Below are 21390 nucleotides of genomic sequence, written 5' to 3' on the forward strand. Positions count from 1 at the left end.
TCCGGCCGCGTCAGGATGCCGGGAGGACTTCGGGAGAAACAGTCTTGTTCTTGCCGGGGCCGTCAGCCGGGCGGAGAACGCGCAGCGTACGGCGGTGCGAAAAAATCCCCGGTCAGCGGGACTCCAGGACCGCCAGGTCGCGCAGCACGTAGCGGCGGTGCTCGCACTCCTCGCCCATGACCACCCGCAGGCAGGCGCCCACGGTGCGCGGCTCCTCGGGGTAGCCGGGGGCGGGCGGGCGCGTGCAGGGGCGTTCGAGCTCGGCGTCGGTGAGGTCCTCGACGATCCCGCGCACCAGCGCCACCCGGCCGGCCCGCGCCTCCAGCACCTCCGCGTACGACGGCCGCGCCTCCAGGTCCATGCCCAGGGCCGCCGCGTCGGAGGGCGGGTAGCTGGTGTGGGTCAGGCCGAGGCGGTGGAAGGGGCTCGGCCGGTCGAGGATCGTCCGGGCGGCCCAGGCGTCGGTGGCGAAGACCAGGTGGCGCAGCGTCTCGGCGAGGGACCACTCGCCGTCGACCCGTTCGTGGCGGGCGGGTTCCGGCAGCCTCTCGGCGCGGGCGATCGTCTCCGACCAGAGTTGTTCGATCGTGCGCCACATCGCGCGGAAGTCGTCGGCCGTCCGCATCGCGCGCAGCCGCACGCGCTCGGGGTGCCGCCGGTCGAGCTCGGCCTCGACGTAGGGGGTGACGTCCACGTCGTTGACGATGAGGTTCCGCACCTCGCCGGACAGGTTGACGTCCACGAGCCAGGAGTCGACGATCCTGATCCCGCGCAGGTCGCAGGAGCGGAACGTCGCGCCGGAGAGGTCGGCGTCGGTGAAGTTCGCGCCCCGGAACGCGTCGGTGTTCTCGTATCGTGCCGCCATCGCGCCATTGTGCTCCCCCCGGCGACCCTGGCACAGCTCCGGCGCCCGGTCCGGCGGTTCGGTGACCGGCGGTTCAGTGACCGGTGGCGCCGTCTATGCGCTCGCGGAGGAGGTCGGCGTGGCCGTTGTGGCGGGCGTACTCCTGGATCATGACCGAGTAGACCCAGCGGAGCGACATGGTGATCCTGCGTCTCGGGTCGGTGAAGGTCTCGTCCAGGGAGCGGCCGGCGAGGGTCCGGCGGACCTGGGCGATCTCGTCGAGGTAGGTCGCGTACGCCGACTCCGCGTCGGCCGTGTCCACCCCGTCGAACTCCGCGTTCAGGTTGTCGTCGGTGCAGTAGAGGTAGGGGATCTGCTCCCCGGCGAACCTGGCACGGAACCAGTCGCGCTCCACCTCGGCCATGTGGCGGACCAGGCCGAGCAGCGACAGGTTCGACGGCTCGACCCAGCGCCGTCTGAGCTGCTCGGCGGTCAGGCCCGCGCATTTCCAGAGCAGGGTCTCGCGGTGGGCGTCGAGCCAGGCGTCCGCGACCGCGCGCTCGCCCGCCTCCATGACCGAGAACTGTTGGCCCATCCGGGTGACTTGCGGCGCGCGCCAGCTCATTCGACCATCATGCACCGGCTCGAACGAGACGTCCGAAGGTCGCCAGCGTCCGGGGCGGGCCCGGCGCGACAGTGGAGGGCATGAGCACTGTTGTCGCCACGCACACCGCTATCGAACCGAACATCCTCTACTTCGGCACCCCCGTGGTCCTGATCTCGTCCTCGAACGAGGACGGGACGCCCAACCTGGCCCCCATGTCGTCGGCGTTCTGGCTGGGGTGGCGGGCCGTGCTGGGGCTGGGAGTCCGGGCCAAGACGGCCCAGAACCTGCTCAGGACCGGTGAGTGCGTGCTGAACCTGCCGTCCGACGCGCTCGCGGGCGCGGTGGACCGGCTGGCGCTCACCACCGGCTCCGACCCCATCCCCGCGCGGAAGGAGCAGCGGGGGTACCGGTTCGTGCCGGACAAGTTCGGGCGGGCCGGGCTCACGCCCGTGGCCTCCGAGACGGTGGCCCCGCCGCGGGCGGCCGAGTGCCCGGTCGCGATGGAGGCCGTGGTCGAGCGCCACCACCCCGTGGGGGACGACGGAGGCGTGGTGGCGTTCGAGGTACGGGTGCAGCGCGTCTGGGTGCACGACGGGATCCGCCTGGCGGGCACGGACGACCACGTCGACCCCGACGCGTGGCGGCCGCTGATCATGAGCTTCCAGAAGTTGTACGGGCTGACCCCCCAGGTGCACCACTCCACGCTCGCCCGGATCCCCGAACGGCTCTACCGCCCCGACGGCGACCTGGAGCGCGCCCGCACCGCCTAGAGCGGGGCCGAACCGTCCAGCAGGACCAGCCACGTGCGCCGGCCGCAGAGGCGCTCGATGTCGGCCCGGGGGAGCCAGTCGGCACGGGTGCTCTCCGAGCCCTCGGGCGGCCGGGTCGGGGAGCCCGGCCCCGGCAGCGTGGCCCGGAACATCGCCATGTACGCCAGCGCCGGGTAGCGGTAGCCCGCCGGAGGCGGCTCCAGGAGCTCGATGCGCTGCCAGGCGAAGATCGACAGGGCGGAGGGCGGCAGGTGAAGGCCCGTCTCCTCGTAGAGCTCCCGGGCCGCCGCCTCGGTGGCGCCCTCGCCAGGATCGAGGTGGCCGCCCGGGATGTCCCACCCGCGGCCCTCCCGGTCCACGTACGTCATGAGGGTCCGGCCGGCCTCGTCCGAGACGAACGCGAACGCCGACGTGGTCGCGCCGGCGGGCGGGAGGGTGTCAGTGAGGATCAGGTCCAGGCGATGCGCCACCGGGATCCAGGGCACCGTGGTCGTCGCCTTCACCGTGTGAGTCATAGTTCCTCACTGTCATCGCCATCCGAATCGGATGTCAAAGCGAGGCTCAGACTCCCCGGCGCAGACTGCGGTTGCCCAGATAGAGGCCGACCGCGGCGATGGCGCAGGCGGCGACGGTACCGTACAGGACCGAGGGGTCGGTCAGGTTGCCGGCGAAGAGCGCCCGCTGGGCGTCCACGATGTACGTGACCGGGTTGACCTGCCCCATCACCCGCAGCCACCCGGGAGCGCTCTCCAGCGGCAGCAGCACGCCCGAGAGCAGCAGCAGCGGGAAGAGGATCGACTGGCTGACGATGTAGAACAGGGTCCCGCCCGGCGCCGACTTGATGGCCAGGACGAAGGAGAGCGCCCCAAGGCCCACCCCGAACACCACGAGCTGGGCCAGCCCCGCCAGCACGCCCGCCGTGTGCAGCTCGAAGCCCAGGGGGAGCGCCAGGACGATGATCAGCACCGCCTGCACGAGGAGGACGAGCATGGCCTTCATGCTCTTGCCGACCAGCATCGCGGTCCGGTTCAGCGGCGTGACCATCAGCCGCTCCATCGCGCCCCCGATCAGCTCGACCAGCAGCGTGTAGCCGGCGCTCATGGGCCCTGTCAGGCACATCATGACGAGGATCCCGGGCACGAACCACTGCCAGGACGAGCCGACCGCCCCGCCCAGCAGCGACCCGAACAGGAACAGGAACAGCAGCGGCTGTCCCATTTCGAACAGCAGCGCGGCGGGGTTGCGCAGGCTCGGCTTGAACTCGCGGGAGAAGATGGTGGTGGTGTCACGCAGGAATGTCGTCATCGGTGAGGCTTCTCCCGGTAAGGCGCAGGAACACGTCGTCGAGGGTGGGGCGGGTGGTCTCGGCGGTGGTGACCTTGATGCCGGCGGCATCGAGGGTGCGCAGGTAGTCGGGCAGCGCGGCGGTGGCCTGGGCGACCTTGAGGCGCACGGTGGTGCCGTCCGCGGTCCCGTCGCCGATCCGGGCGGCCTGCTCCGCCTCCTGCGGGGTGCTGGTGGTGATGGTGATGTGGTCCCCGGCCAGGTCGTTCTTGAGCTGTCCCGCGGTGCCGTCCGCGATGATCCGCCCGCCGTCGATGATCACCACCCGTTCGGCCATGTTGTCGGCCTCCTCCAGGTAGTGGGTGGTCAGGAACAAGGTCGTCCCGTACGTCTCGCGCAGGCGCAGGATGTGCTCCCAGATCTCCGCGCGGCTCTTCGGGTCGAGCCCGGTCGAGGGCTCGTCGAGGAAGAGCAGGTCGGGGCGGTGGATGAGGCCCAGGGCGATGTCCAGGCGGCGGCGCTGGCCCCCTGACAGCGTGCCGGGCACCCGCTTGGCCAGCGGCGTCAGGTCCAGCAGGTCGAGCAGCTCGTCGGCGCGGGTGGCCGCCTCCTTGGGGCGCAGGCCGTAGCAGCGGCCCTGGGTGACGAGCTCGTCGCGGACGAGGAAGTCCTCTCCCGCGCTGTTGCGCTGCCCCACGTACCCGATGCGGGCCCGCACGGCCGCCGGGTCCGTGGCCACGTCGTGGCCGGCCACGGAGGCGGTGCCGGAGGTGGGCGGCAGGAGGGTGGTGAGCATACGCAGCGTGGTGGACTTGCCGGCGCCGTTCGGCCCTAGGAACGCCACGAGCTGGCCGGCCTCCACGTCGAGGTCTATCCCGCGTACGGCTTCTACGGTCTCCTTCTTCTTCACTTTGAACACTCGGGTCAGTCCCCGGGCATGGATCATGGTCGGTCTCCTCCGGGCATGGCGAAGAAACCCCTGGTCGGGGCCGCAGTCGAGGATCGAATCCAGTTTGGGCAGGACTAACCCGGTTTGGCAAACGCGAATGTTACGTTCATATACCGCCCCCACCTGCGGAAACACCGTCGGGGACGCCACCTCTGACGTGGCGAGTTTCCGGCCCCTGAAGTGCGGTTTCTTTGCCACGTCCGCACGATTTCCGCACGGACTTCCACACATGGCTCTGCCAGCATCCCCAGCATGTGCCGAGACGACGCCGGCGCGGGCGCTGGGGGAGGCGCTCGGCCCGCCCGTCTTCAGCAAGGACGCGATCGAGGAGACGCTGGCCGACGTGCTCGAAAGGCCGGACGGCGTGGACAGGCGCGAGTGGAGCCGGCGGCTGGGGACGGCCGCTGGGGCTCGGACCGGTCTATTGGGTTGATACGTCAAAAGCGGTGGATATTTCTGGGCTTGCGGAATTGTGCGTAACTCCGCAATGATCTCCGGCGTGAAACGTCTGTTGTTATTTGCGGTAATTGCTATGGTCGGTATGACCGGGGTCGCCGAGGCGGCCGATGGAGTACCCGGGGTGGACGTCAGCAACTGGACCGGCGACATCGACTGGCAGGGCGTGGCCTCCGGGGGCGGGAAGTTCGCGTTCGTGCACGCCACCGAGGGGACGAACTACCGCAACCCCCGTTTCGAAGCCCAGTATGGCGGTGCCGCCGCGGCCGGCCTGATCCGCGGCGCGTATCACTTTGCGCAACCGCACGAATCCGATGGGACAACTCAGGCCGACTATTTCCTCCAGAACGGCGGCAACTGGGTCAGCGACGGCCAAACGCTGCCGGGTGTGCTCGATATCGAGGACAACCCGTACAAGGACAAGAACGGAAAGAACAACTGTTACGGCCTGTCCGTCGGGGACATGGTCACCTGGCTCCAGGACTTCACCAAGAAGTACCGGGCGGCGACCGGCCGGCACGCGATCATCTACACCACGACGAGCTGGTGGCAGACCTGCACGGGCGACTCCACCAAGTTCAGGTCCAACCCGCTCTGGCTGGCCCGCTGGGGCACCGAGCCGGGCGAGCTGCCGAAGAGCTGGAAGAAGCACACGTTCTGGCAGTCGGCCGAGAAGGGCCCGCTGGTCGGCGGCGGGAACGCGTTCAACGGCTCGGAGTCCCAGCTCAAGTCGCTGGCCAACCCGCCCGCCGAGGTGAAGGTGTCCGGCGCGGCCAGGAGCAGGAAGGCCTACACCGTCACGATCTCCAACACCGGGCCGCACCCGGTCAAGGACGTCAAGGTGTCGGGACGGGCGTTCGGCGGGCAGCGCGTGGTGCGGGCGCCGGGGTGCAAGTACAGCGGCACGGCGGTGTCGTGCCGGATCGGGGAGCTGCCGCGCGGGGAGAAGGTGACGTTCACGTTCACCACCAAGCCCAGGAAGACGAAGGGCACCGTGGGCATGTATGTGACGGTCGGTTCGGTGAAACTCACCCTCAAAGCGGGATAAGGCAGGATGAATCCCAGGGGCCCGAGCTTTGAGGGGGTGCGGGATGAAGCGCCGGTTAACCGTGGCAGTAGCGCTGCTCCTGCTGACCGCCACGGCCTCCGTGCCCCTGGGCCTGCCGGCGCCGCCCCTGATCGTGCGGCTCGCGTACGAGATCGAGCAGCGCGGGATCGTGTACTCGTGGGGCGGCGGCCACAGCTCGGACCCCGGCCCGTCCAAGGGGACGTGCAGGGGCTACAGGGGGAAGATCAGGCCCTGCCCGGCCGCCAGGACGCGCGGGCTGGACTGCTCGGGGTTCGCGCGGTGGGTGTACGCGCTGGCGCACGGCGAGGACGTGCTGGGGCCCGGGAACACCGACGACCACGTGCGGAAGATGCGCCGGGTCTCCTCGGCCAGGCCCGGGGACCTGGTGTTCTTCGGGAAGGTCACGAAGAGGTCCGTCAGGACCCACCACGTGGGCATCTACCTGGGCGCGGGGAAGATGATGAACGCGCCCGAGACCGGGGCCGTCGTGCGCGTCGACGACATCGCGGGGAAGAAGGGTTTCGCGGGGTTCTACCGGTACTGAGGTTCCGACTCGTACCGATTCGGTATGCCTGTAACGCGTGTGGCGTGGCAGAAATTGAGAGACCCCACGGCTAATCTGTGCCGCTATGGACAGGCGATGGGTCGGTCTCGACGGCTACGAGGTCGTGGGCGCCGTGCGGGCCGGGCGGCAGGTGCTGCGGGTGCGCAGGAACGGGTGGCTGGTCGCCGACTGCACCTCTGTGGCGGAGGTGGCCAGGCACGTCGATCTGGCCGATCTGTGTGAGGTGATCGATCTTCCCGCGCGGCGGCCGGCGGAGGTGCCGCCGGGGGCCAGAACGAGTTCGCATCATCGCTGAGTGCCGTGTATGGTTACACCTGTCCGCAGCGCCGGACAGGCCCCTATAGCTCAGTCGGCAGAGCGTCTCCATGGTAAGGAGAAGGTCAACGGTTCGATTCCGTTTGGGGGCTCGCAATCTGAACAGGCAAAACGCCCGGTCCGAGAAAACTCGGAGCCGGGCGTTTCTGATCGTCGGGACGTTTTCGCGATGGATTCGCGATGGAAGCCCATTAACCCGCCCGCGAGGTAGGGAATTCGAGGACTTCTCCGCGCGCCTCGAACGGAGCGATCGGTTCCCGCTTCCCGTCACGGAACGGAGCCAGTAGCTCATCCAAGATCTTGACCGGTGAGTGAAGCCCGAACCACGCCCGCCGAGCGAGGGCGTCTTGCCACAGCCGCTCCAACTGCTCCCGCAGCCATGCCCGCGACTCCCGAGACACGTGCGTGTACGTTCCCCGCATGCCGCGCATCTCCGGCGACGCGTGCCCCATCCGGTCATCGCGAAGCTGCAGGGGCGTCCCCAAATCCATCAGCCACGTGGAGTGCGCATGCCGGAGGTCGTGTGGCGTCAACCCCTCCGCGATCGGCGCCCACGACGCCACTGGAGCGTTCTCCGACACGTACCGGGAGCGGACGAACAAGTCCAGGATGGCATCGCGTGTCAGGTCGCGAGCCTGCTCCTCAGCGATGCCTTGCGCGATGGCGAACACCACCAGGTCGGCCCTCGACGAAGCCGCGTTGATGCCGAGCCCGAGTGGACGCCGCTGGTACCCGCGGATCCGCGGAGCCTCGTACGGCTGGCCGGCTACAGCCGCGGGCCATGCCGGCAGGGGAGCGCCGGGCCATGCCGTGTCCAACTCCACCAGGACCGGCTGATACACCACGCCGTCCTTCGCGTCATCCTCGCGGTTCTTCTTCGTCCCGCGCCGGCCTTTCGACGTCGGATACCAGCCGTCGGTGGCCGGGTCGAACACCCGGCGCGCGAAGTTCGAGTTCCGGTGATGGCCGCCACGCTCGCCCAGGAAGACGAACGGTCCTCCGCCCTGGCACGGCTGCTCGTCCTGGTCTTCGATCGTGACAGGAGCGCACCGGCACCGCTGATCCGGGTGGGCGGCGATCTGCCGGTTCAGCAGGTCCTGTAGAAATGGCGGAAGGTCCACGTCGCGGTTGGAGTCGTCCTTTGGCGGACCGAGGTAGAACTTGCCGCCGTCCTCGATCAACTGCCAGTCCACACGGACCCGGCCGAGCTTGACGTACTCCCGCTGCAGGCCAATGAGCTCGCCGTACCGAAGTGCCCCCCACGCCGCCACCAGCCCTGCGATGGTCTCGTCGTTCCGCCCAGACAGAACGCCCATCCGCTCGCACAGGCAGATGGCCTCGAACGGCGTGATGGCCGTCTTCTCCTTACCGCGGCCTGCGGTGCCGACACCGGAGCGGCGCCCGCGGTGCCGCTGCCTCAGCGCCGGGTTGGAGCCGATCAAACCTTCGGTAACGGCATCGCCGAGCAGGGTCGCGAGTCTTGTCCGCGCGCCGGACGCGACCCCATCGCGCGCATAGCCTGCCTTGAGCATGCGCTGTTCCCAGGCGTTGACGTCGGACGCCTTGATGTCGGCGAGCTTCCAGCCCCCCCACTCGGGAAGCACGTGAGCCCGGAAGAGGTAGGCGTAGTTGCCGCGGGAGCGTAGCCCGACGTCGAGTCCTTGCCACCATCGGGCGAACCACTCGTCGACGGTGACGCCGTCGACTTCCGGTTCCGCCGGCTCGGGCTCGGGTTTCCTGCGCTTGCGGGAGTAGTCCGGGGCGAGGCCGCGGCGTTCGAGGTCCTCCATCCACTCGCCCCAGGCTTCCGCCTCTTTGGGCGATTCCCAATGCTCCTTGGTGTCGGGGTGCCGGGACTTGGTGCCCCACGTGCCGTCCGCCTTCTTCCAGCGGGCGACGATCACGCCGTCCTTACGTATCTGATGGAACGCCATGAGGCAGCTCCTTGCGAGGGTGAGGGGTTAGGCAAAGGGGTTGGGTCTACCCCAACACACAGATGTCGATGATCGGGGGCAGATCCACGCCTACCACACAGTCGCGGTCGTTCGCGGGGGGCGGCGTGGGCCGGTCGGGGGTGGGCGGGGCCGTCTCCGGGGGGTCATCCTGTGGTGGGGCGGACGATGGACGCGGGGTCGGTTCAGCGTCGGGGGTTGTCTCCACCCGATTCGGTCCTGGTCGTTCGGTCGTCGACGGTTGGGTGGTTGCTGGTGCGGTTGGCGTCGGTGAACTTGCGGCGCCTGTCGGGCCGCTGGGTGGCGAGGTTCGCTCCCTGGTGGGTGTCGGGCGGGTCTCTCGTGACACTCCTGAGCGCGCCGGAGGAGAGGACAGAACAGCCAGGAGAGGGGGTGATGACGGCGAGCGGGTGGGCCTCGCGGAGGGCGTAGGTTTCGGACTCGGTGACGTCGTTACGGTCAAGCGTGGTTGTGGTGTGACCGTAACGACGTGCTGAGCAATGATCGGTGCGGGTTGTGGCGCTCTCCCTCTAGTGATCTCGTCAACTGCCGCTGTGGCGGCGTAAGTCATCGTGGCCGTTCCTGCGACGGCTACCACGATTTGCCTTTTGGTCGATCTTCGCGCCCATTCGACGAAGGTCCCGATACTGATCGCTCCGATCCATATGATGAGTTTCTTGATCGCGCCTCTCGCGCCGGGATCATCGATATTGACGATCAGGGTTGGTTTGTCCATGCCATCTACCTCGACTGACATGGCGGCGATCTCTGGTTCTAAGCGTTGACGGCGGTATTCCTGGACGTTTTCGGGATCATCGTTCATGGTGCGACTCCCGCGCATTGATTGCGGTGTCGCGCAGGCATCTCCAGACGGCGGCTTCGCGCGCCGGTGCCCGCCTTCCGGGCGCGTGCAGGATCGCGCGGATGGTCATACCGTCGTGCTGGATGACCACGAGCTTTTCCCCCGAGCCCGACCGCATGACCTTGCTGATCTCGGCTTGGGCGTGAGCGTCGCTCTCGGCGATGATGAGCTGCTGTTGGAGGCGGTCGCGTTCAAGGAACGCTCGCGCCAGTTGGGCTGTGAGTACTTCCTCGCGCGCCGAGGAGCGGCGCAGGAGGCGCAGTGCCTTTCTGATCAGAGTGTCGTACGACGATTTTCCGTTCGAGGAAGCCTCGTTGCTTCGTGGGGACGTCAAAACGCCCGCACCTCCCCAGGATGCGCAGTTCGTTTTAATCCCTCGCCGTTATGAGCTGTCGGGACCCTTATATGACGCCTGTTCGCGTTATGGGGTCCATATCCCTTGGCGGATCGTGTTCATTCTGTGACAATCCGCTGCCAGGAAATGTTCAGCTTTATGTGTACTTAGGTGGACCTAAGCTCCCTTTCGATCTTGCGCACCATTGCCGGCCTCGTCGTGACGGGCGTTTCGCTCCTCGGCAAGGGCGTCGATCTTTTCGTGCAGGGCGCGCATCTCTTGCTGAAGAGCGGCCATCGCCGACAAGATCACCGACTCCCGTGGGGAAGGATCCGTGATGTTGGCGTAGTCGATGGGTGGCTTCGTGGCGCGCTTCCCTTGAGAGTCGTCGCGATCAACGACCTCGGTCGTGTCCCTGGGGTACACGGTGTCGATCAGCTCGTCGGGCCCGATTCCCAAGTGGGGGTAGCGCTCTACGAGCGCCTCCCCGAGAGCTTGAAGACTCTCGGGCTTGGGTTTGCTTGATCCTGACTTCCAGCGACTGAGTTGCGACTGGTCCATGGGGACGAGTGCGGCGAGTTGGACTTGAGGCAGCCCGGTGTCCCGCAAGATTTGGTCGATCAGTTCGCGGAAGCGGTCAACGGGCCAACTTGGCGACTTGACCATGTACAAGAGCATAGGGCCATGCGCATGGTCCGTCCAGCTTGCATATGTGCATAAGACCACGTCAGCGCTGTATCTCTTGCGCCACACTCATAACACCAGGTCCTTACGAACTAGACCGTTCCAGGTCAACGGGCAGTACCTCTTGTGTTGCGCCATGTACATAGCTAATGTCTATGTACATGAGTCAAGGAGCAACCATCCGACTGCGCGACGGCGTGGACGAGCAGCTCAAAGAGGTGTTCGGCTACAAGACCGCCACCGAGGTCGCGGAGGCGCTGGGGGTTGACCAAGGGCAGTACAGCCGTGTCATTCGCGGACGCTCTGACCCGGGCCCGCAATTCCAAGCACGTCTCCTCCTCCGGGTGCAGCAGTACGGCTTAACGTTCGACGACCTGTTCCACGTCGTCGAGATTGACGCGGCCCTCGAGGAGTCGGCATGACTCCGCCGACACTCCACGATGCAGCAGCAGCCGGCCAGAAGGTCGGCAAGAGCGCGAGTTGGATGTACAAGGCGGGAGCCGCCGGCCGGATCCCACGCACGAAGATCGGCGGGCAGGTCTGGTGGACCGACGAGCAGATCGCCGAGATCATCCGCAGCGGCGCCCAAGAGCCTAAGAAGCGCAAGCCAGCGGAGAAGTCGGAGCGTACGCAGCGCCGCGAGGCACAGCCTCCCACGCGTCCGACGCCGCGTCCGCGAGCCGCGACCCCCAAGAACTCGAAGGTCCCGGCTGCGGATTTCACCGTGAGCCGCCTGTACCGCGACGGCGCTTGACATGACTTTGCCCCGGCCATGCGACGACCGGGGCGCGCGGGAGGACATCCCGCGCTTCCCTACCCACCCTCAACTCTGAACACGAGGACCGTGTGACCGAGAACGCGAACGCCGCCAACGGCGCTCATGACCTTGAGGACATCGGCGTCCACCCGGTGGCCGACCTGTTCCCTATGCTCGCCGCCGACGAACTGAAGGAGTTGGCGGCCGACATCAAGGCGCGGGGTCTGCTTCAGCCGATCGTTCTCGACGTTACGGGGCGCATCCTCGACGGCCGGAATCGCTATGCCGCATGCAAGCTGGCAGGGATCGAACCGTCGTTTGTGTCATACGAAGGCGACGATCCAGACGGATATGCCCTTGCGGTGAACATTGCCAGGCGGCACCTGACCAAGGGGCAGATCGCCATGGTTGCGGCGCAGGCGCTACTAAAAAATAGTAGCCAGAAAGAGGCGGCGTCTCGCGCGGGCGTCAGTCAGCAATACGTGGGCCACGCTCAGGTCGTCCTCAAATTCGCGCCGGATCTCGCGGACGCAGTCTCGGCTGGCACAAAGCCGCTCAACGAGGCGTACGAAGTTGCTCGTGAGCGAAAAAGGGAAAAGGACGCGCTCAACAGCGACATCGCACTCCTGCGTGCCGAAGCCGCTGATCTAGCGGACCAGGTGACAGAGGAGCGTCTCACTCTCACCGCCGCGCTCAAGCTTCTTGATGAGCGTCGGAGGGATCTCAAACTGCGCGATGAGGTCGCCGAGTACGACGTGATGCGCAACGCGGATGGCGCTCCGCCTCCTACGTTCTGCCAGCGAGCGGAGGACGGCTCGGTCACATGGGCTGAGGCACTGACGCTCGCCAAGCAGTGGCGAGCAGAACGCGACGACGCGGTTCGCCGCCACCAGTCCAGCATTCGCAACGTCGTCAGCGGGTGGGGCGCGATCCGGACCGTCCTCGACAGCCTCGAAAGCCCATACGTGGCGGACATTCTCGCCGGCCTCGGCGACCGCGACCGCGAAGAACTCGAACGAATCACCGCCGAATGGAGAAGCCGCAATGGCGCATGACGAGCCCGACGAGTATCTCGGCGACGAGAGCCCGGAATTCAAGGAACTTAACGACCTCATCGACAACTGGCTGGCGGACGAGCGCCCCGAACGGTACGACTCCGGAGACAAAGAATGGATGGAGACGGTCGTCAAGAGGACGGCCGACAGCCTCGAAGAGCAACCCGACTACACGCAGGTGTTCCTTGACGCCGCCCGTCGTCGGGTCTACCAGCGCGAGGGTACGGCGACAAGGCGCGCCAACAAGTTCCTCCGCGACATCGCCCGGACCGGCCAGATGCCGCTCGGGTGGGGCGAAGGAGACGCCTGGAAAGCGGTTCTCCGCGACATCCTGAGCGCCCCGCTCTCGATTGAGCGGAGCCGTGTGCGGTTGGCCGCGGCTGCGCCGGCAGACCTGGAAGCGTGGGAGCTGGAGAACGCCCGCGAGGAGGATAAGAGGCGGCTCGCGCAGATCGAAGCCCGCAGCGGTGCGCGACTCCTGGGTGACTGGCTCCGCCAGCAGGGCGTTCAGCGTGTCGATGACTTCCGCCCGCCCATGGCGCAGGGAGGCGACAAGTGATCATCGCCCACTCCTGTACCCAGTGCGGCTGCGCCGACTTCCACCGCGATGACCGCCGTGGCGGACGCACCGCCTACTGCCCGGAGCCGTGCAAGTGCCAGAACTGCACGCCCGGCGAGGCGACACTCCGCCCCACCTACGACCGGGCGGGCGACGTCATCGAGCGGATCATCCCGCCGGGCGGGAAGTCGGAGGGCAGCTACATCGTGGCCTGCTCCTGCACCGAATGCCATGGCCTGTACGAGCTGCTCACCGCGACCGTGACCGCCGAAGCGTCGTGACCGCCGCTGAGCGCTGGGGCGCCTTCCTGATGACTCTCGGCCTGTCGCTGCGGGTCTCCTCGCTTGACCGCCTCGACTCCGCGGACGTCTACCGCGGCCGACACCACCGCAAGCCCCAGAACTGAGCGAGGCCAGCCGTCCAGGGCTGACCTCGCAGACCACCCGCTCATCCCAAGTCGGACCACGACAAGGAGCAGGAGTCATGAACAGAGTACTTCCCCAGGCGCCGGCCGACGTTGCCCGCCAGGTCGACCACTTCGAGTGGCTGAAGACGCATTTCCCGAACCTGTACGCCGACGAGGTGAAGCAGGCGGAAACCCCCGCACCCCACCGGATCCTCCTCGCCGGCATAGACCTGCTGAAGCAGCACGGACGCGCGTTCGGCTCCTACGACAACCAGCAGGGCGAACTGTGCGCGCTGGGGGCGTTGGCGGTCGCGGCGAACAAGGACGCCGAGTGCTGGGAGTCGATGCGGGGCTCGTGGCCGCTGCACGCCGAGCCCGGCGACCGGGAGCTGGTTGAGGCCGCCCGCGAGCTGTACATGGTGCTCGCGGGGGCGGATGTCTCTCCCGAGGACCTGCAGATCGAGGACCTGATCGAGGGCGTCGGCGCCTGGCATGACGGGACGCCTGTGCCGGACTCGGAGGAGGCGATTCCGCCCGCTAACTCGGTGGTGTTCGCTGCGTTCTCTGACGCGGCTGCCCGTCTCGCTGAGCAGGCGGGAGCGGCACATGCCCAGTGACCGCGCAAAGGAGATGGCGGAGCGGTTCGCCCGCGAGACGGCCGAGCACCAGATGACCGTCTTGCACGACGACGGCCTGTACCGGCACCTGCGCTTCCAGAAGCCGGGCACCAGTTTCTACTGGTTCGACATCGTCACCTGGCCCGGCACCCTCGCCATTCGGGGCGACGTGGACGGCTACCTGTTCTCGCGGATCACAGACATGTTTGAGTTCTTCCGCAGCGACAAGGGCCGCGTCAACCCGCACTACTGGTCGGAGAAGACCGAGGGTGGACGGCAGAGATGCAAGACCTACTCCGAGGAGTCCACGAAAGCCCAGGTCCTACGGGACATTGGTGACTTGGAGGAGCGTCCGCCTGGCCTGTTCCTGGCCATCCAGCGGGACATCTTCGACCACGTCCACTTCGAGGACGAGGCCCGCGAGGCTCTCGAGCGCTTCGACTATCAGGGCGTCCGCTTCCACGACGTGTGGGAGTGGGACCTGCACGACTACGACTGGTCGTTCCTCTGGTGCTGCCACGCGATCGTGTGGGGGATCCAGCAGTACGACGCCAGCAAACTGGTCGCCGCTCTGGCCGGTGAGGGCTCGTGATGGCGCAGCCGCGCGACTGGCTGTCGCTCGCCGAAGCCTCCAGCGTGCTGGACATCCCCGAGTTTCAGGTGCTGGAACTGGCCGTAGCCGGACGCCTGCACTCCCGCATCAGGAACGCCGGCCGCGAACTGCGGGCCCTGGATGTCGACGAGTTCGCCTCGGAGTGCGCCGGCCAGATGGCCGGTGTCGCAGCCGAGCACGTGGACAAGCCGGCCTGGACGCCGTGGAGCGCCGCTCAAGACCCGGACGCGTTCGCCGACCGAGCGCACGACGACACCCCCGACGACGAGGGAGAGATCGACGCGTGACCTCGACAGAGATGGCGCAGGTCGCTCCGAGCCTGCCCGACAAGATGACCTACGCGAAAGCGCTCGCCGAGTCGGGGCTTCTGCCCGCCCAGTACCGCAAACAGCCCGCCAACGTCCTGTACGCGCTGGAGTACGGCGCGACCATTGGCATCGGCACCATGGCGGCCATTACCGGCGTGCACGTCATCGACGGCAAGCCGACCGCCTCTGCGGGTCTCATCTCGGCACTTGTCCGCCGCGCTGGCCACCGGCTGCGTCAGCGCATCGAGCGCGACCAGCAGGGCAACCCCGTCGGCGTCTGCGAGATCACCCGTGCGGACGACCCGGAGTACACGTACCGCTCGGAGTGGACGCTGCAGCGCGCCGTCACTGCCGGCCTGGTGGAGATTCGGAGCGGCAAGCCGTTCGCCCGGGACAAGAACGGCCGGGCACTGCCGTGGGAGAAGTATCCCGAGGCGATGCTCAAGGCCCGCGCCACCACCGAGTGTGCCCGCGACGCCTGCGAAGAGGTGCTGTTCGGGCTGCACTACACGCCGGAAGAACTCGGCGCGGAGGTGGCCGAGGACGGCACGGTCATCATCACCGACGCCCGCCCCCAGCCCGCCCCTCCTCCTCCTGCGCCGGACGCCCCGGTCGGCAAGGACCTGCTGGCTGTGCTCGCCGGCCAGTTCACCGCGCTCGGCGTCACCGACCGGGCCGAAGGGCTCATGACGATCGCCCTGCTGACCGGCCACAAGGTGACTTCCAGCAAAGAGCTCACCACCTCACAGGCGCAGCAACTCATCGACGTGCTGGATCCCCTTACGCAGGCCGAAGACCCGGTCAACGCGCTCGACCAGGCGCTCCGCCAGGCCATGGCCGCCACGGAGGCCGACAGCGCCGACGTCATCGAAGGTCAGATCGTCAGCGAGGAGAACCATGACAACGCCGCGTGATGCCGCTTTCCGTGTCGCAGTGCTGGATGTGCTCGCCAAACGGGTGTCCGCCGCCCTGACGGAAGCCCGCAAGGAAGCAGAACCGGTGTTCGCCGCCGCCCGCGTCGAGGGCAACAAGCAGATCGAGGTTGCGCTCCCGTCTGGCACGCAGGTCGGCACCGTGTCCATCAAGGCCAGCGACGACACGGTCAACGTGAACGAGGCAGACGTGCTGGCTTGGGTGCTCGACAACGCCCCCGGCGAGGTCGAACCCGTGATCTCCTCTTCCGCGCTCGACCAGCCCGACGTGGTCGCCTACATCCGCCGCTTCTACCCGGAGTTGGCGAGCAAGAGGGTGCGTCCCGCCTACCGCTCCAAGCTGCTGGGCCAGCTCAACGATGACGGCGAACTGGTCGATGAGGCGACAGGCGAGGTCGTGAAGCTGGCCGATACGGTCAAGTCCGGCCCCTCTGGCGCGTTCGTGCTGACCTTCGAGAAGGCGAAGAACGGCAAGCCAGCTGGCCGCGACCGGATCGCTGAGGCTTGGCAGTCCGGCGAGGTGGATATCAGGGACCTGATTCTCCCGGCCCTTGAGGCGGGTGAGCAGTGATGACCCGACTGAAATCGCTCCCAAAGCCGGTCCTGGACCTGGTGAAAAGCCGCGACGAGACGGGCCTGTGCGAGGTCGGCCAGAAGTGCGGCGGCTTCGCTGCCGCCGAGGAGACCGCGCATAGGCTCGGCCGACAGTCCGGCGGGGTCGGCAAGAAGAACACCACCAAGAACGTCGCCTCGAACCTGCTCCGTGCGTGCACGGTCTGCCACGACTGGATGGACAAGCGGGAGGTCCGCAGGGCGGAGAGGCTCGGGCTGAAGGTTCGGGACGGGGTCGCGCTCCCTTCGGAGATCCCTGTCCTGCACACCCGATTCGAATGGGTGCTCCTCGACGACGCTGGAGACTTCCGGGCCGCGCCTGCCGCCTCGTACGTGGCCGGCTTGATTCCCGTCGTCGGCTGTACGCCGTGGGAGCTGATCCAGCAGAACGGCGCCTTCTCCGAGGCGATGGAGCGCTACAAGCACACCCAGTGCCCCGGCTGGCCCGCACCTCTTGAGGGCTTGTTCACCTGCGGGTGCGGCTCGTCCCCGTTCGTCGTCCAGGTGGTGGCGTGATGCTGCCGACCCTGTACTGCCACGGGTGCGACGCCGACCTTCCGCACGAGCCGATCAGCAGCAGCGAGGCCGCCTGCACCTCCTGCGGCACGATCCGCGACGTTGAGGAAACCCAGGTCGCCGTCGTGGAGGGCATGGCGTTCTGCACCACCTGCCGGGAGACGCTCGCGGTCGGGCACGTGTGCGTGCCCGACGCGCCCGCCTGCGAGTCCCAAACGCGCCTGGTCGGCCGCTGTGGCATCTGTCAGCCGTGCCGCCTCCTGCAGAAGGCGTACATGGCCGCCCAGACCGAACGGGACGACACGACCCTGTACGGCTCTCCCTCTGACCTGTCTATCTCTGAGGAGCGCGCGTGATGTTTCCCCACACCGAAGGTCCTGACGGCGGGTGCTTCCTCGTCTGGTTCGTCTTCTGCCTCGTCCTGGCGCTCGGCATGGCCGGCGTCGGCGTGTGGGCCGTGATCACGCTCGTCAACCACTTCACCGCCTGATCTTCCGCTGCTGGCCTCGCCTATCGGGGGTCGAGGCGAGTGGCGGCCCTACCGGACCACTTCAGCAACAGGAGATCGCACGTGAACCGCAAGAACGATCAGCTTCAGACTCCGCAGCCGCCCGTCGTGTTCGTCACCAAGGAGGCGGCCGACCGGATCGTGGCCGACCTGAGAGCCAAGTACGAGGACGCCGCCCGCTACGCCACCGCTCAGGGCGGTCTGGCTGTGCAACTCGGCGAGGAGATCGCCCAACTGGAGCGGGAGATCAGCGAGAAGCAGGTGTGGGCCATCCAGCGGGACGGCGAGAAGCGGACCGCGGAGGCCGAAGCGCGAGCAGCGCGGGACGTGGCCAAGGGATACGCGGACGTTCTGGCCGCTGCCGGCGTTCACGTCCCTCCTCCGAACGGGGAGCTGTCGTACGACCCGGACGGCAACATCGAACGGCTGGGCGCGGCCCACGCGGAGCTCAACGCTGGCGGTCTGTCGTGAGCCGCCTGTTCTCCCGCCACACGGGCCGGCACTGCCCGCGGGGCACCTCGACGGGCTGGTCTGGGCTGGCTCAGATGGTGCCTGCCCAGCGCACGGCCGGCATCTCCCGCCCTCGTCCCACCCCGTTGGCGCTCTGCCCGGTGGCCGAAGACGTGGCCCCGTTCGCCCCCTCTACTCCGCGCTACACGCGCCCCTACGACAAGGACGCAGCATGAGCACCGAAACCCCCGAGACGACGCAGAAGAGCCCGTACACCCTCCGCCGCGAGGCTGTGGCCCGCGCTATCAAGGCGTGGCAGGAGCAGGACGTGGACGGCCCCGACGATGCCCGCGAGGACGGCCCGCTGGGTCAGGCGGCTGACTTGGAGGACTGCCTCCTGGACGAGGGCCTGATCCTGATGCCCCGCTCCACGGGTCACGGCAAGTGGGTGGTGGAGGTGGACGGGCAGCGCGCCCCGATTGCTCCCGGCTCTGACCGGCCGGTCGGGCTCCTGGACGCTGAGGATGCCGCCGACCTGTTCCTGACGCTCAGCGCCGCCGACGAGTACGCCGAGAGGCAGCCGACGATCCGCCCGGCCACTGAGATGGAGTTCAAGCTGGCCGTGGCCAGCCACCTGTTCGGGGGTCCGGCATGAGCGACATCACCCCGGAGAAGGTCGCCCACCTGAAGGACCTCCTGGGCTCCGTGGGACCCCTCCCGTGGTTCCTGTCGGACTGCGAGGGCGACATGCAGATCTGGCGGGAGTCCGCTCTCACCCACGTCACCCGGGGCGAGGACGGCGACATCGAGGGCTACCGCACCCCTGGCTCGTACAAGCGCAACGACCTGGTCGCCTCGTGGGATCTGGACACGTGGGACGAGGGTGAGGACGAGGACGACGACGAGCGCCGCCGTATGGCCGAACTCATTGTCGAAGCGGTCAACGCCCTCCCGCATCTGATCGCCATCGCTGAGGCCGCTCAGGCAGAGCAGGAGCGTGCCCAGTGACCTCCCTCGACCAGAACACCCCGCCGCTGTCCGCTCAGCGCCTTGCGGAGATCCGCCGCAACGAGGCCGAGGTCGCCGACTACATCGCCCACGGCCTGATGCGGAGCAAATCCGCCTACCAGGACCGCACGGACCTGCTGGCCGAGGTGGACCGCCTCAACGCACGGATCGCCGAGCTCGAATGGCTCCGCGACGTCGACAACGGTGTGGGCGGGATCTCCCTGCCTTGCCCTGACCGCCGCGAGCTGTCCCCGCCGTGGCGGGTGGACCAGATCCTGCGTGACGAGCTCGGGCCGGAGCCTCGCTACCCGACTCAGGACGTTCTCGACGGGATGGTGGACGGCTACAACGCCGAGCAGCGGCGGCGAGGTGACCGGTGAGGCGCCTCGACCGCCGTCCGCGCCTCCTTGACGCCTTCTGCTGCATCGGAGGAGGGACCCGCGGCTACCAGGAGGCCGGCTTCTACGTCGTCGGCGTGGACATCAACCCTCAACCGGACTATTGCGGTGACGAGTTCATCCAGGGCGACGCGATCGAGTTCATCCGCGAGCACGGCGCCTGGTTCGACGTCGGTCACGGCTCGCCGCCCTGCCAGGGCGAGGGCGCCCCGACGAAGGGCACCAACAAGGCCCGCAACGTCGAGGTCGGACGGGTTCACCCGCGCCTGATCGGCCCGACACGCGAAGCATTCCAGTCCACGGGCCGCCCGTACGTGATCGAAAACGTGGCCGGGTCCACCGTCCGCAAGGACATGCGGCTGTGCGGCGAGATGTTCGGCCTGGGCGTCCTGATGCACCGCTACTTCGAGTTCGGCGGCGGCTTGTGGGTCCCGCAGCCGCACCACCCCAAGCATCGCGGTCGGGTGCGCGGCTGGCGGCACGGCGAGTACTTCGACGGCCCGTACGTCGCCGCGTACGGCAAGGGCGGCGGCAAGGCCACCGTCGAGGAGATGCAATCCGCGAAGGGCATCGACTGGTCCAGCGACCATTTCGCGCTCCGCGAGGCCCTCCCGCCGGCCTACACCCGCTTCATCGGTGAGCAGCTGATGGCCCACCTCCGTCAGGAGGCAGCGGCATGACTCTCCCGTACTGCTGTGTCGCTGCTGAGTTCGACGGTTTCACCCGTGAAGAGCACGCCCCTCACTGCCTGCACCGCCCACCGGCTCCTCCCGTACAGGAGAACACCACGGACGGATCCGGAACAGCTCGTGCCGGCGTCCCCGCATGCAACGAAGAGGAGGAGACCCGTGGCCGTTAGTCGTGGGCCGATCGCCCGCCCGCGCCCCAGCTGGGGCTGGCAGGAGGATGCCGCGTGCCGGGGCGAGGACTTGGTCCTGTTCTTCGGCCCCGAGGGGGAGCGGCAGCCCCAGAAGGACATGCGGGAGCGCCGCGCCAAGACGGTGTGTGCTGGCTGCCCGGTACGCCGGGAGTGCCTGACGTACGCGCTGTCCCGGCCGGAGAAGTACGGCACGTGGGGCGGCCTCAACGAGGAGGAGCGGGCGAGTGAGCGGCGCCGGCGGATGCGCCGTGTCGCTTCGGCCGCGGCGGGGGTGGCGTGATGCGCGAGTACGGCAATCCCGGGCACGACGCCGAGTTCCTGCTGCAGATGCAGAAGGCCGCGAACGACCGCGAGTTGCAGGCAGTGCGGCGGGGCCGAGGCCACATGTCGGCGTCTCCGGTGACGGCCACGTTCGCTGTGTCCAAGCCGGACCCGGTGTTGCAGCAGGCCGCAGCCAGGTTCGTGACTCGCGCCGCCGCCGGCCACGGGCCCACCGGCGTTGAGGAGATCCTGCAGATGCTCGGGCTGGAGGCGTCATGACCGGCTGGCGCTCCCTAGCCGCGTGCAAGGACGTCAACCCGGACCTGTTCTTCCAGGACACCGGACGGCCGGCGCAGTCGCTGACCCGCATCTGCCAGGGCTGCACCGTGCTGGTCGTGTGCACGTTCGACGCGCTTCGTCGCAACGACCTCGGATACCAGGCCGGCATGTCGAAGATGGAGCGCGATCGGGTGCGCAGGTGGGACCGGCAGGCCAAGGCTCGGGTGGCGGCTAAAGCTGTCCAAGCAGGGGCGGGGGAGGCGTCGTGAAGACCTCAGCCGCGGGCGTCTTCGTTGACGCGCTTGACGATGGCTCGGATGGTCTCTCGGGACCAGCCGGTGACCTCGGCCACGTCGATTATCTGCCACTCGCCGGAGGTGACCGCGCGGGCTATCTCCTGGTCGAGTTCCTGTCTGGCCTGGTCAAGGCGTTCTTGAGCCGTCTTGTGGGCTCGGATCTTCGCCACCAGAGTTCCCGTCGCCATACGCATATCGTCGCACGTCACAGTCATACAAATCAGTTTGCCATATATAACGCAAA

Annotated in this window: 37 protein-coding genes and 1 tRNA gene; 29 read left to right on the forward strand and 9 right to left on the reverse strand. The window is 67.8% G+C overall.

Going from position 1 to position 21390, the window contains the following annotated elements:
- Positions 1–112: 112 nt before the first annotated feature.
- A complete protein-coding gene (locus ACBJ59_RS36155) occupies positions 113–865 on the reverse strand; it encodes a DinB family protein (protein WP_375114671.1) in 753 nt (250 codons plus the stop codon).
- Between the two features lie 73 nt (positions 866–938).
- A complete protein-coding gene (locus ACBJ59_RS36160; RefSeq protein WP_375114672.1) occupies positions 939–1469 on the reverse strand; it encodes a DinB family protein in 531 nt (176 codons plus the stop codon).
- Between the two features lie 80 nt (positions 1470–1549).
- Between ACBJ59_RS36160 and ACBJ59_RS36165 the strand changes: the two genes are divergently transcribed.
- A complete protein-coding gene (locus ACBJ59_RS36165; RefSeq protein ID WP_375114673.1) occupies positions 1550–2221 on the forward strand; it encodes a flavin reductase family protein in 672 nt (223 codons plus the stop codon).
- Here ACBJ59_RS36165 and ACBJ59_RS36170 read toward each other — a convergent pair.
- The 3 genes from ACBJ59_RS36170 to ACBJ59_RS36180 are packed head-to-tail and all read right to left on the reverse strand — an operon-like array spanning position 2218 to position 4451.
- Entirely contained in the window at positions 2218–2736 is a 519-nt protein-coding gene (locus ACBJ59_RS36170; protein ID WP_375114674.1) for an NUDIX hydrolase, read from the reverse strand. The two genes, ACBJ59_RS36165 and ACBJ59_RS36170, sit on opposite strands and share 4 nt — an antisense overlap.
- 46 nt (positions 2737–2782) lie before the next feature.
- Positions 2783–3526, reverse strand: a complete 744-nt coding sequence (locus tag ACBJ59_RS36175) for an ABC transporter permease (RefSeq protein ID WP_375114675.1) — start codon at positions 3524–3526, stop codon at positions 2783–2785.
- Positions 3507–4451: an ATP-binding cassette domain-containing protein gene (locus ACBJ59_RS36180; protein WP_375114676.1), complete on the reverse strand. Its 945-nt coding sequence runs from the start codon at positions 4449–4451 to the stop codon at positions 3507–3509. The genes ACBJ59_RS36175 and ACBJ59_RS36180 overlap by 20 nt, the downstream gene beginning before the upstream one ends.
- Before the next feature lie 232 nt (positions 4452–4683).
- Between ACBJ59_RS36180 and ACBJ59_RS36185 the strand changes: the two genes are divergently transcribed.
- From ACBJ59_RS36185 to ACBJ59_RS36205, 5 genes are all read left to right on the forward strand, one after another.
- Positions 4684–4887: a hypothetical protein gene (locus ACBJ59_RS36185; protein WP_375114677.1), complete on the forward strand. Its 204-nt coding sequence runs from the start codon at positions 4684–4686 to the stop codon at positions 4885–4887.
- Positions 4888–4995: 108 nt separating this feature from the next.
- Entirely contained in the window at positions 4996–5958 is a 963-nt protein-coding gene (locus ACBJ59_RS36190; RefSeq protein WP_375114678.1) for a GH25 family lysozyme, read from the forward strand.
- A gap of 43 nt (positions 5959–6001) precedes the next feature.
- On the forward strand, positions 6002–6523 hold the full coding sequence (locus ACBJ59_RS36195) for a C40 family peptidase (protein ID WP_375114679.1): 522 nt from the start codon (positions 6002–6004) through the stop codon (positions 6521–6523).
- 85 nt (positions 6524–6608) lie between these two features.
- Positions 6609–6839 carry a transposase gene (locus ACBJ59_RS36200; protein WP_364127574.1) on the forward strand — a complete coding sequence of 77 codons (231 nt, stop codon included), beginning with the start codon at positions 6609–6611 and terminating at the stop codon, positions 6837–6839.
- 39 nt (positions 6840–6878) lie between these two features.
- A tRNA-Thr gene (locus tag ACBJ59_RS36205) sits at positions 6879–6951 on the forward strand.
- Between the two features lie 99 nt (positions 6952–7050).
- Here the strand turns inward: ACBJ59_RS36205 and ACBJ59_RS36210 are convergent.
- Positions 7051–8793 (reverse strand): hypothetical protein, encoded by a 1743-nt coding sequence (locus ACBJ59_RS36210; RefSeq protein ID WP_375114680.1) that lies wholly within the window; start codon positions 8791–8793, stop codon positions 7051–7053.
- Positions 8794–9301: 508 nt separating this feature from the next.
- Here ACBJ59_RS36210 and ACBJ59_RS36215 point away from each other — a divergent pair.
- Positions 9302–9565 carry a hypothetical protein gene (locus ACBJ59_RS36215; RefSeq protein WP_375114681.1) on the forward strand — a complete coding sequence of 88 codons (264 nt, stop codon included), beginning with the start codon at positions 9302–9304 and terminating at the stop codon, positions 9563–9565.
- 58 nt (positions 9566–9623) lie between these two features.
- On the opposite strand, the gene ACBJ59_RS36220 is transcribed toward ACBJ59_RS36215, so the two are convergent.
- Together ACBJ59_RS36220 and ACBJ59_RS36225 are read right to left on the reverse strand one after the other, a co-directional pair.
- Positions 9624–10007, reverse strand: a complete 384-nt coding sequence (locus ACBJ59_RS36220; protein WP_375114682.1) for a hypothetical protein — start codon at positions 10005–10007, stop codon at positions 9624–9626.
- Positions 10008–10184: 177 nt separating this feature from the next.
- The gene (locus ACBJ59_RS36225) at positions 10185–10673 is read right to left on the reverse strand and encodes a helix-turn-helix domain-containing protein (RefSeq protein ID WP_375114683.1); all 489 of its coding nucleotides are present in this window, start codon (positions 10671–10673) and stop codon (positions 10185–10187) included.
- Between the two features lie 179 nt (positions 10674–10852).
- On the opposite strand from ACBJ59_RS36225, the gene ACBJ59_RS36230 reads away from it, so the two are divergent.
- The 22 genes from ACBJ59_RS36230 (at position 10853) to ACBJ59_RS36335 (ending at position 21119) form a co-directional block, all read left to right on the forward strand.
- A complete protein-coding gene (locus ACBJ59_RS36230; RefSeq protein WP_375114684.1) occupies positions 10853–11113 on the forward strand; it encodes a helix-turn-helix domain-containing protein in 261 nt (86 codons plus the stop codon).
- Positions 11110–11445 carry a hypothetical protein gene (locus ACBJ59_RS36235; RefSeq protein ID WP_375114685.1) on the forward strand — a complete coding sequence of 112 codons (336 nt, stop codon included), beginning with the start codon at positions 11110–11112 and terminating at the stop codon, positions 11443–11445. Before ACBJ59_RS36230 ends, ACBJ59_RS36235 begins: the two co-directional genes overlap by 4 nt.
- Before the next feature lie 92 nt (positions 11446–11537).
- Positions 11538–12503 carry a ParB/RepB/Spo0J family partition protein gene (locus ACBJ59_RS36240; protein ID WP_375114686.1) on the forward strand — a complete coding sequence of 322 codons (966 nt, stop codon included), beginning with the start codon at positions 11538–11540 and terminating at the stop codon, positions 12501–12503.
- Positions 12493–13062, forward strand: a complete 570-nt coding sequence (locus ACBJ59_RS36245; RefSeq protein WP_375114687.1) for a hypothetical protein — start codon at positions 12493–12495, stop codon at positions 13060–13062. Before ACBJ59_RS36240 ends, ACBJ59_RS36245 begins: the two co-directional genes overlap by 11 nt.
- Positions 13059–13343, forward strand: coding sequence for a hypothetical protein (locus tag ACBJ59_RS36250; RefSeq protein WP_375114688.1), 285 nt, complete (start codon positions 13059–13061; stop codon positions 13341–13343). Before ACBJ59_RS36245 ends, ACBJ59_RS36250 begins: the two co-directional genes overlap by 4 nt.
- A complete protein-coding gene (locus ACBJ59_RS36255) occupies positions 13340–13468 on the forward strand; it encodes a hypothetical protein (RefSeq protein WP_375114689.1) in 129 nt (42 codons plus the stop codon). Before ACBJ59_RS36250 ends, ACBJ59_RS36255 begins: the two co-directional genes overlap by 4 nt.
- Before the next feature lie 77 nt (positions 13469–13545).
- Positions 13546–14085 carry a hypothetical protein gene (locus ACBJ59_RS36260; RefSeq protein WP_375114690.1) on the forward strand — a complete coding sequence of 180 codons (540 nt, stop codon included), beginning with the start codon at positions 13546–13548 and terminating at the stop codon, positions 14083–14085.
- Complete coding sequence (locus ACBJ59_RS36265) at positions 14075–14677, forward strand: hypothetical protein (protein WP_375114691.1); 603 nt, start codon at positions 14075–14077, stop codon at positions 14675–14677. The genes ACBJ59_RS36260 and ACBJ59_RS36265 overlap by 11 nt, the downstream gene beginning before the upstream one ends.
- Positions 14674–14985, forward strand: coding sequence for a hypothetical protein (locus tag ACBJ59_RS36270; protein ID WP_375114692.1), 312 nt, complete (start codon positions 14674–14676; stop codon positions 14983–14985). Before ACBJ59_RS36265 ends, ACBJ59_RS36270 begins: the two co-directional genes overlap by 4 nt.
- A complete protein-coding gene (locus ACBJ59_RS36275; protein ID WP_375114693.1) occupies positions 14982–15920 on the forward strand; it encodes a hypothetical protein in 939 nt (312 codons plus the stop codon). The genes ACBJ59_RS36270 and ACBJ59_RS36275 overlap by 4 nt, the downstream gene beginning before the upstream one ends.
- Positions 15904–16509 (forward strand): hypothetical protein, encoded by a 606-nt coding sequence (locus tag ACBJ59_RS36280; protein ID WP_375114694.1) that lies wholly within the window; start codon positions 15904–15906, stop codon positions 16507–16509. The genes ACBJ59_RS36275 and ACBJ59_RS36280 overlap by 17 nt, the downstream gene beginning before the upstream one ends.
- Entirely contained in the window at positions 16509–17066 is a 558-nt protein-coding gene (locus tag ACBJ59_RS36285) for a hypothetical protein (protein WP_375114695.1), read from the forward strand. Before ACBJ59_RS36280 ends, ACBJ59_RS36285 begins: the two co-directional genes overlap by 1 nt.
- Positions 17063–17422, forward strand: a complete 360-nt coding sequence (locus ACBJ59_RS36290) for a hypothetical protein (RefSeq protein WP_375114696.1) — start codon at positions 17063–17065, stop codon at positions 17420–17422. Before ACBJ59_RS36285 ends, ACBJ59_RS36290 begins: the two co-directional genes overlap by 4 nt.
- Positions 17419–17556, forward strand: a complete 138-nt coding sequence (locus tag ACBJ59_RS36295) for a hypothetical protein (protein ID WP_375114697.1) — start codon at positions 17419–17421, stop codon at positions 17554–17556. Before ACBJ59_RS36290 ends, ACBJ59_RS36295 begins: the two co-directional genes overlap by 4 nt.
- An 81-nt stretch (positions 17557–17637) precedes the next feature.
- Complete coding sequence (locus ACBJ59_RS36300; protein WP_375114698.1) at positions 17638–18045, forward strand: hypothetical protein; 408 nt, start codon at positions 17638–17640, stop codon at positions 18043–18045.
- A 211-nt stretch (positions 18046–18256) separates the two neighbouring features.
- A complete protein-coding gene (locus tag ACBJ59_RS36305) occupies positions 18257–18679 on the forward strand; it encodes a hypothetical protein (RefSeq protein WP_375114699.1) in 423 nt (140 codons plus the stop codon).
- The gene (locus tag ACBJ59_RS36310; protein ID WP_375114700.1) at positions 18676–19032 is read left to right on the forward strand and encodes a hypothetical protein; all 357 of its coding nucleotides are present in this window, start codon (positions 18676–18678) and stop codon (positions 19030–19032) included. The genes ACBJ59_RS36305 and ACBJ59_RS36310 overlap by 4 nt, the downstream gene beginning before the upstream one ends.
- Positions 19029–19412, forward strand: a complete 384-nt coding sequence (locus ACBJ59_RS36315; protein WP_375114701.1) for a hypothetical protein — start codon at positions 19029–19031, stop codon at positions 19410–19412. Before ACBJ59_RS36310 ends, ACBJ59_RS36315 begins: the two co-directional genes overlap by 4 nt.
- Entirely contained in the window at positions 19409–20110 is a 702-nt protein-coding gene (locus ACBJ59_RS36320) for a hypothetical protein (protein WP_375114702.1), read from the forward strand. Before ACBJ59_RS36315 ends, ACBJ59_RS36320 begins: the two co-directional genes overlap by 4 nt.
- Positions 20111–20278: 168 nt before the next feature.
- On the forward strand, positions 20279–20590 hold the full coding sequence (locus ACBJ59_RS36325) for a WhiB family transcriptional regulator (RefSeq protein WP_375114703.1): 312 nt from the start codon (positions 20279–20281) through the stop codon (positions 20588–20590).
- A complete protein-coding gene (locus tag ACBJ59_RS36330) occupies positions 20590–20850 on the forward strand; it encodes a hypothetical protein (protein WP_375114704.1) in 261 nt (86 codons plus the stop codon). Before ACBJ59_RS36325 ends, ACBJ59_RS36330 begins: the two co-directional genes overlap by 1 nt.
- Positions 20847–21119, forward strand: coding sequence for a WhiB family transcriptional regulator (locus tag ACBJ59_RS36335; RefSeq protein WP_375114705.1), 273 nt, complete (start codon positions 20847–20849; stop codon positions 21117–21119). The genes ACBJ59_RS36330 and ACBJ59_RS36335 overlap by 4 nt, the downstream gene beginning before the upstream one ends.
- Positions 21120–21124: 5 nt before the next feature.
- Here ACBJ59_RS36335 and ACBJ59_RS36340 read toward each other — a convergent pair whose 3' ends face one another.
- Positions 21125–21334: a hypothetical protein gene (locus ACBJ59_RS36340; RefSeq protein WP_375114706.1), complete on the reverse strand. Its 210-nt coding sequence runs from the start codon at positions 21332–21334 to the stop codon at positions 21125–21127.
- Between the last annotated feature and the right edge of the window lie 56 nt (positions 21335–21390).

The sequence above is a fragment of the Nonomuraea sp. MTCD27 genome (genome assembly GCF_041950495.1).
Classification (GTDB): Bacteria; Actinomycetota; Actinomycetes; order Streptosporangiales; family Streptosporangiaceae; genus Nonomuraea.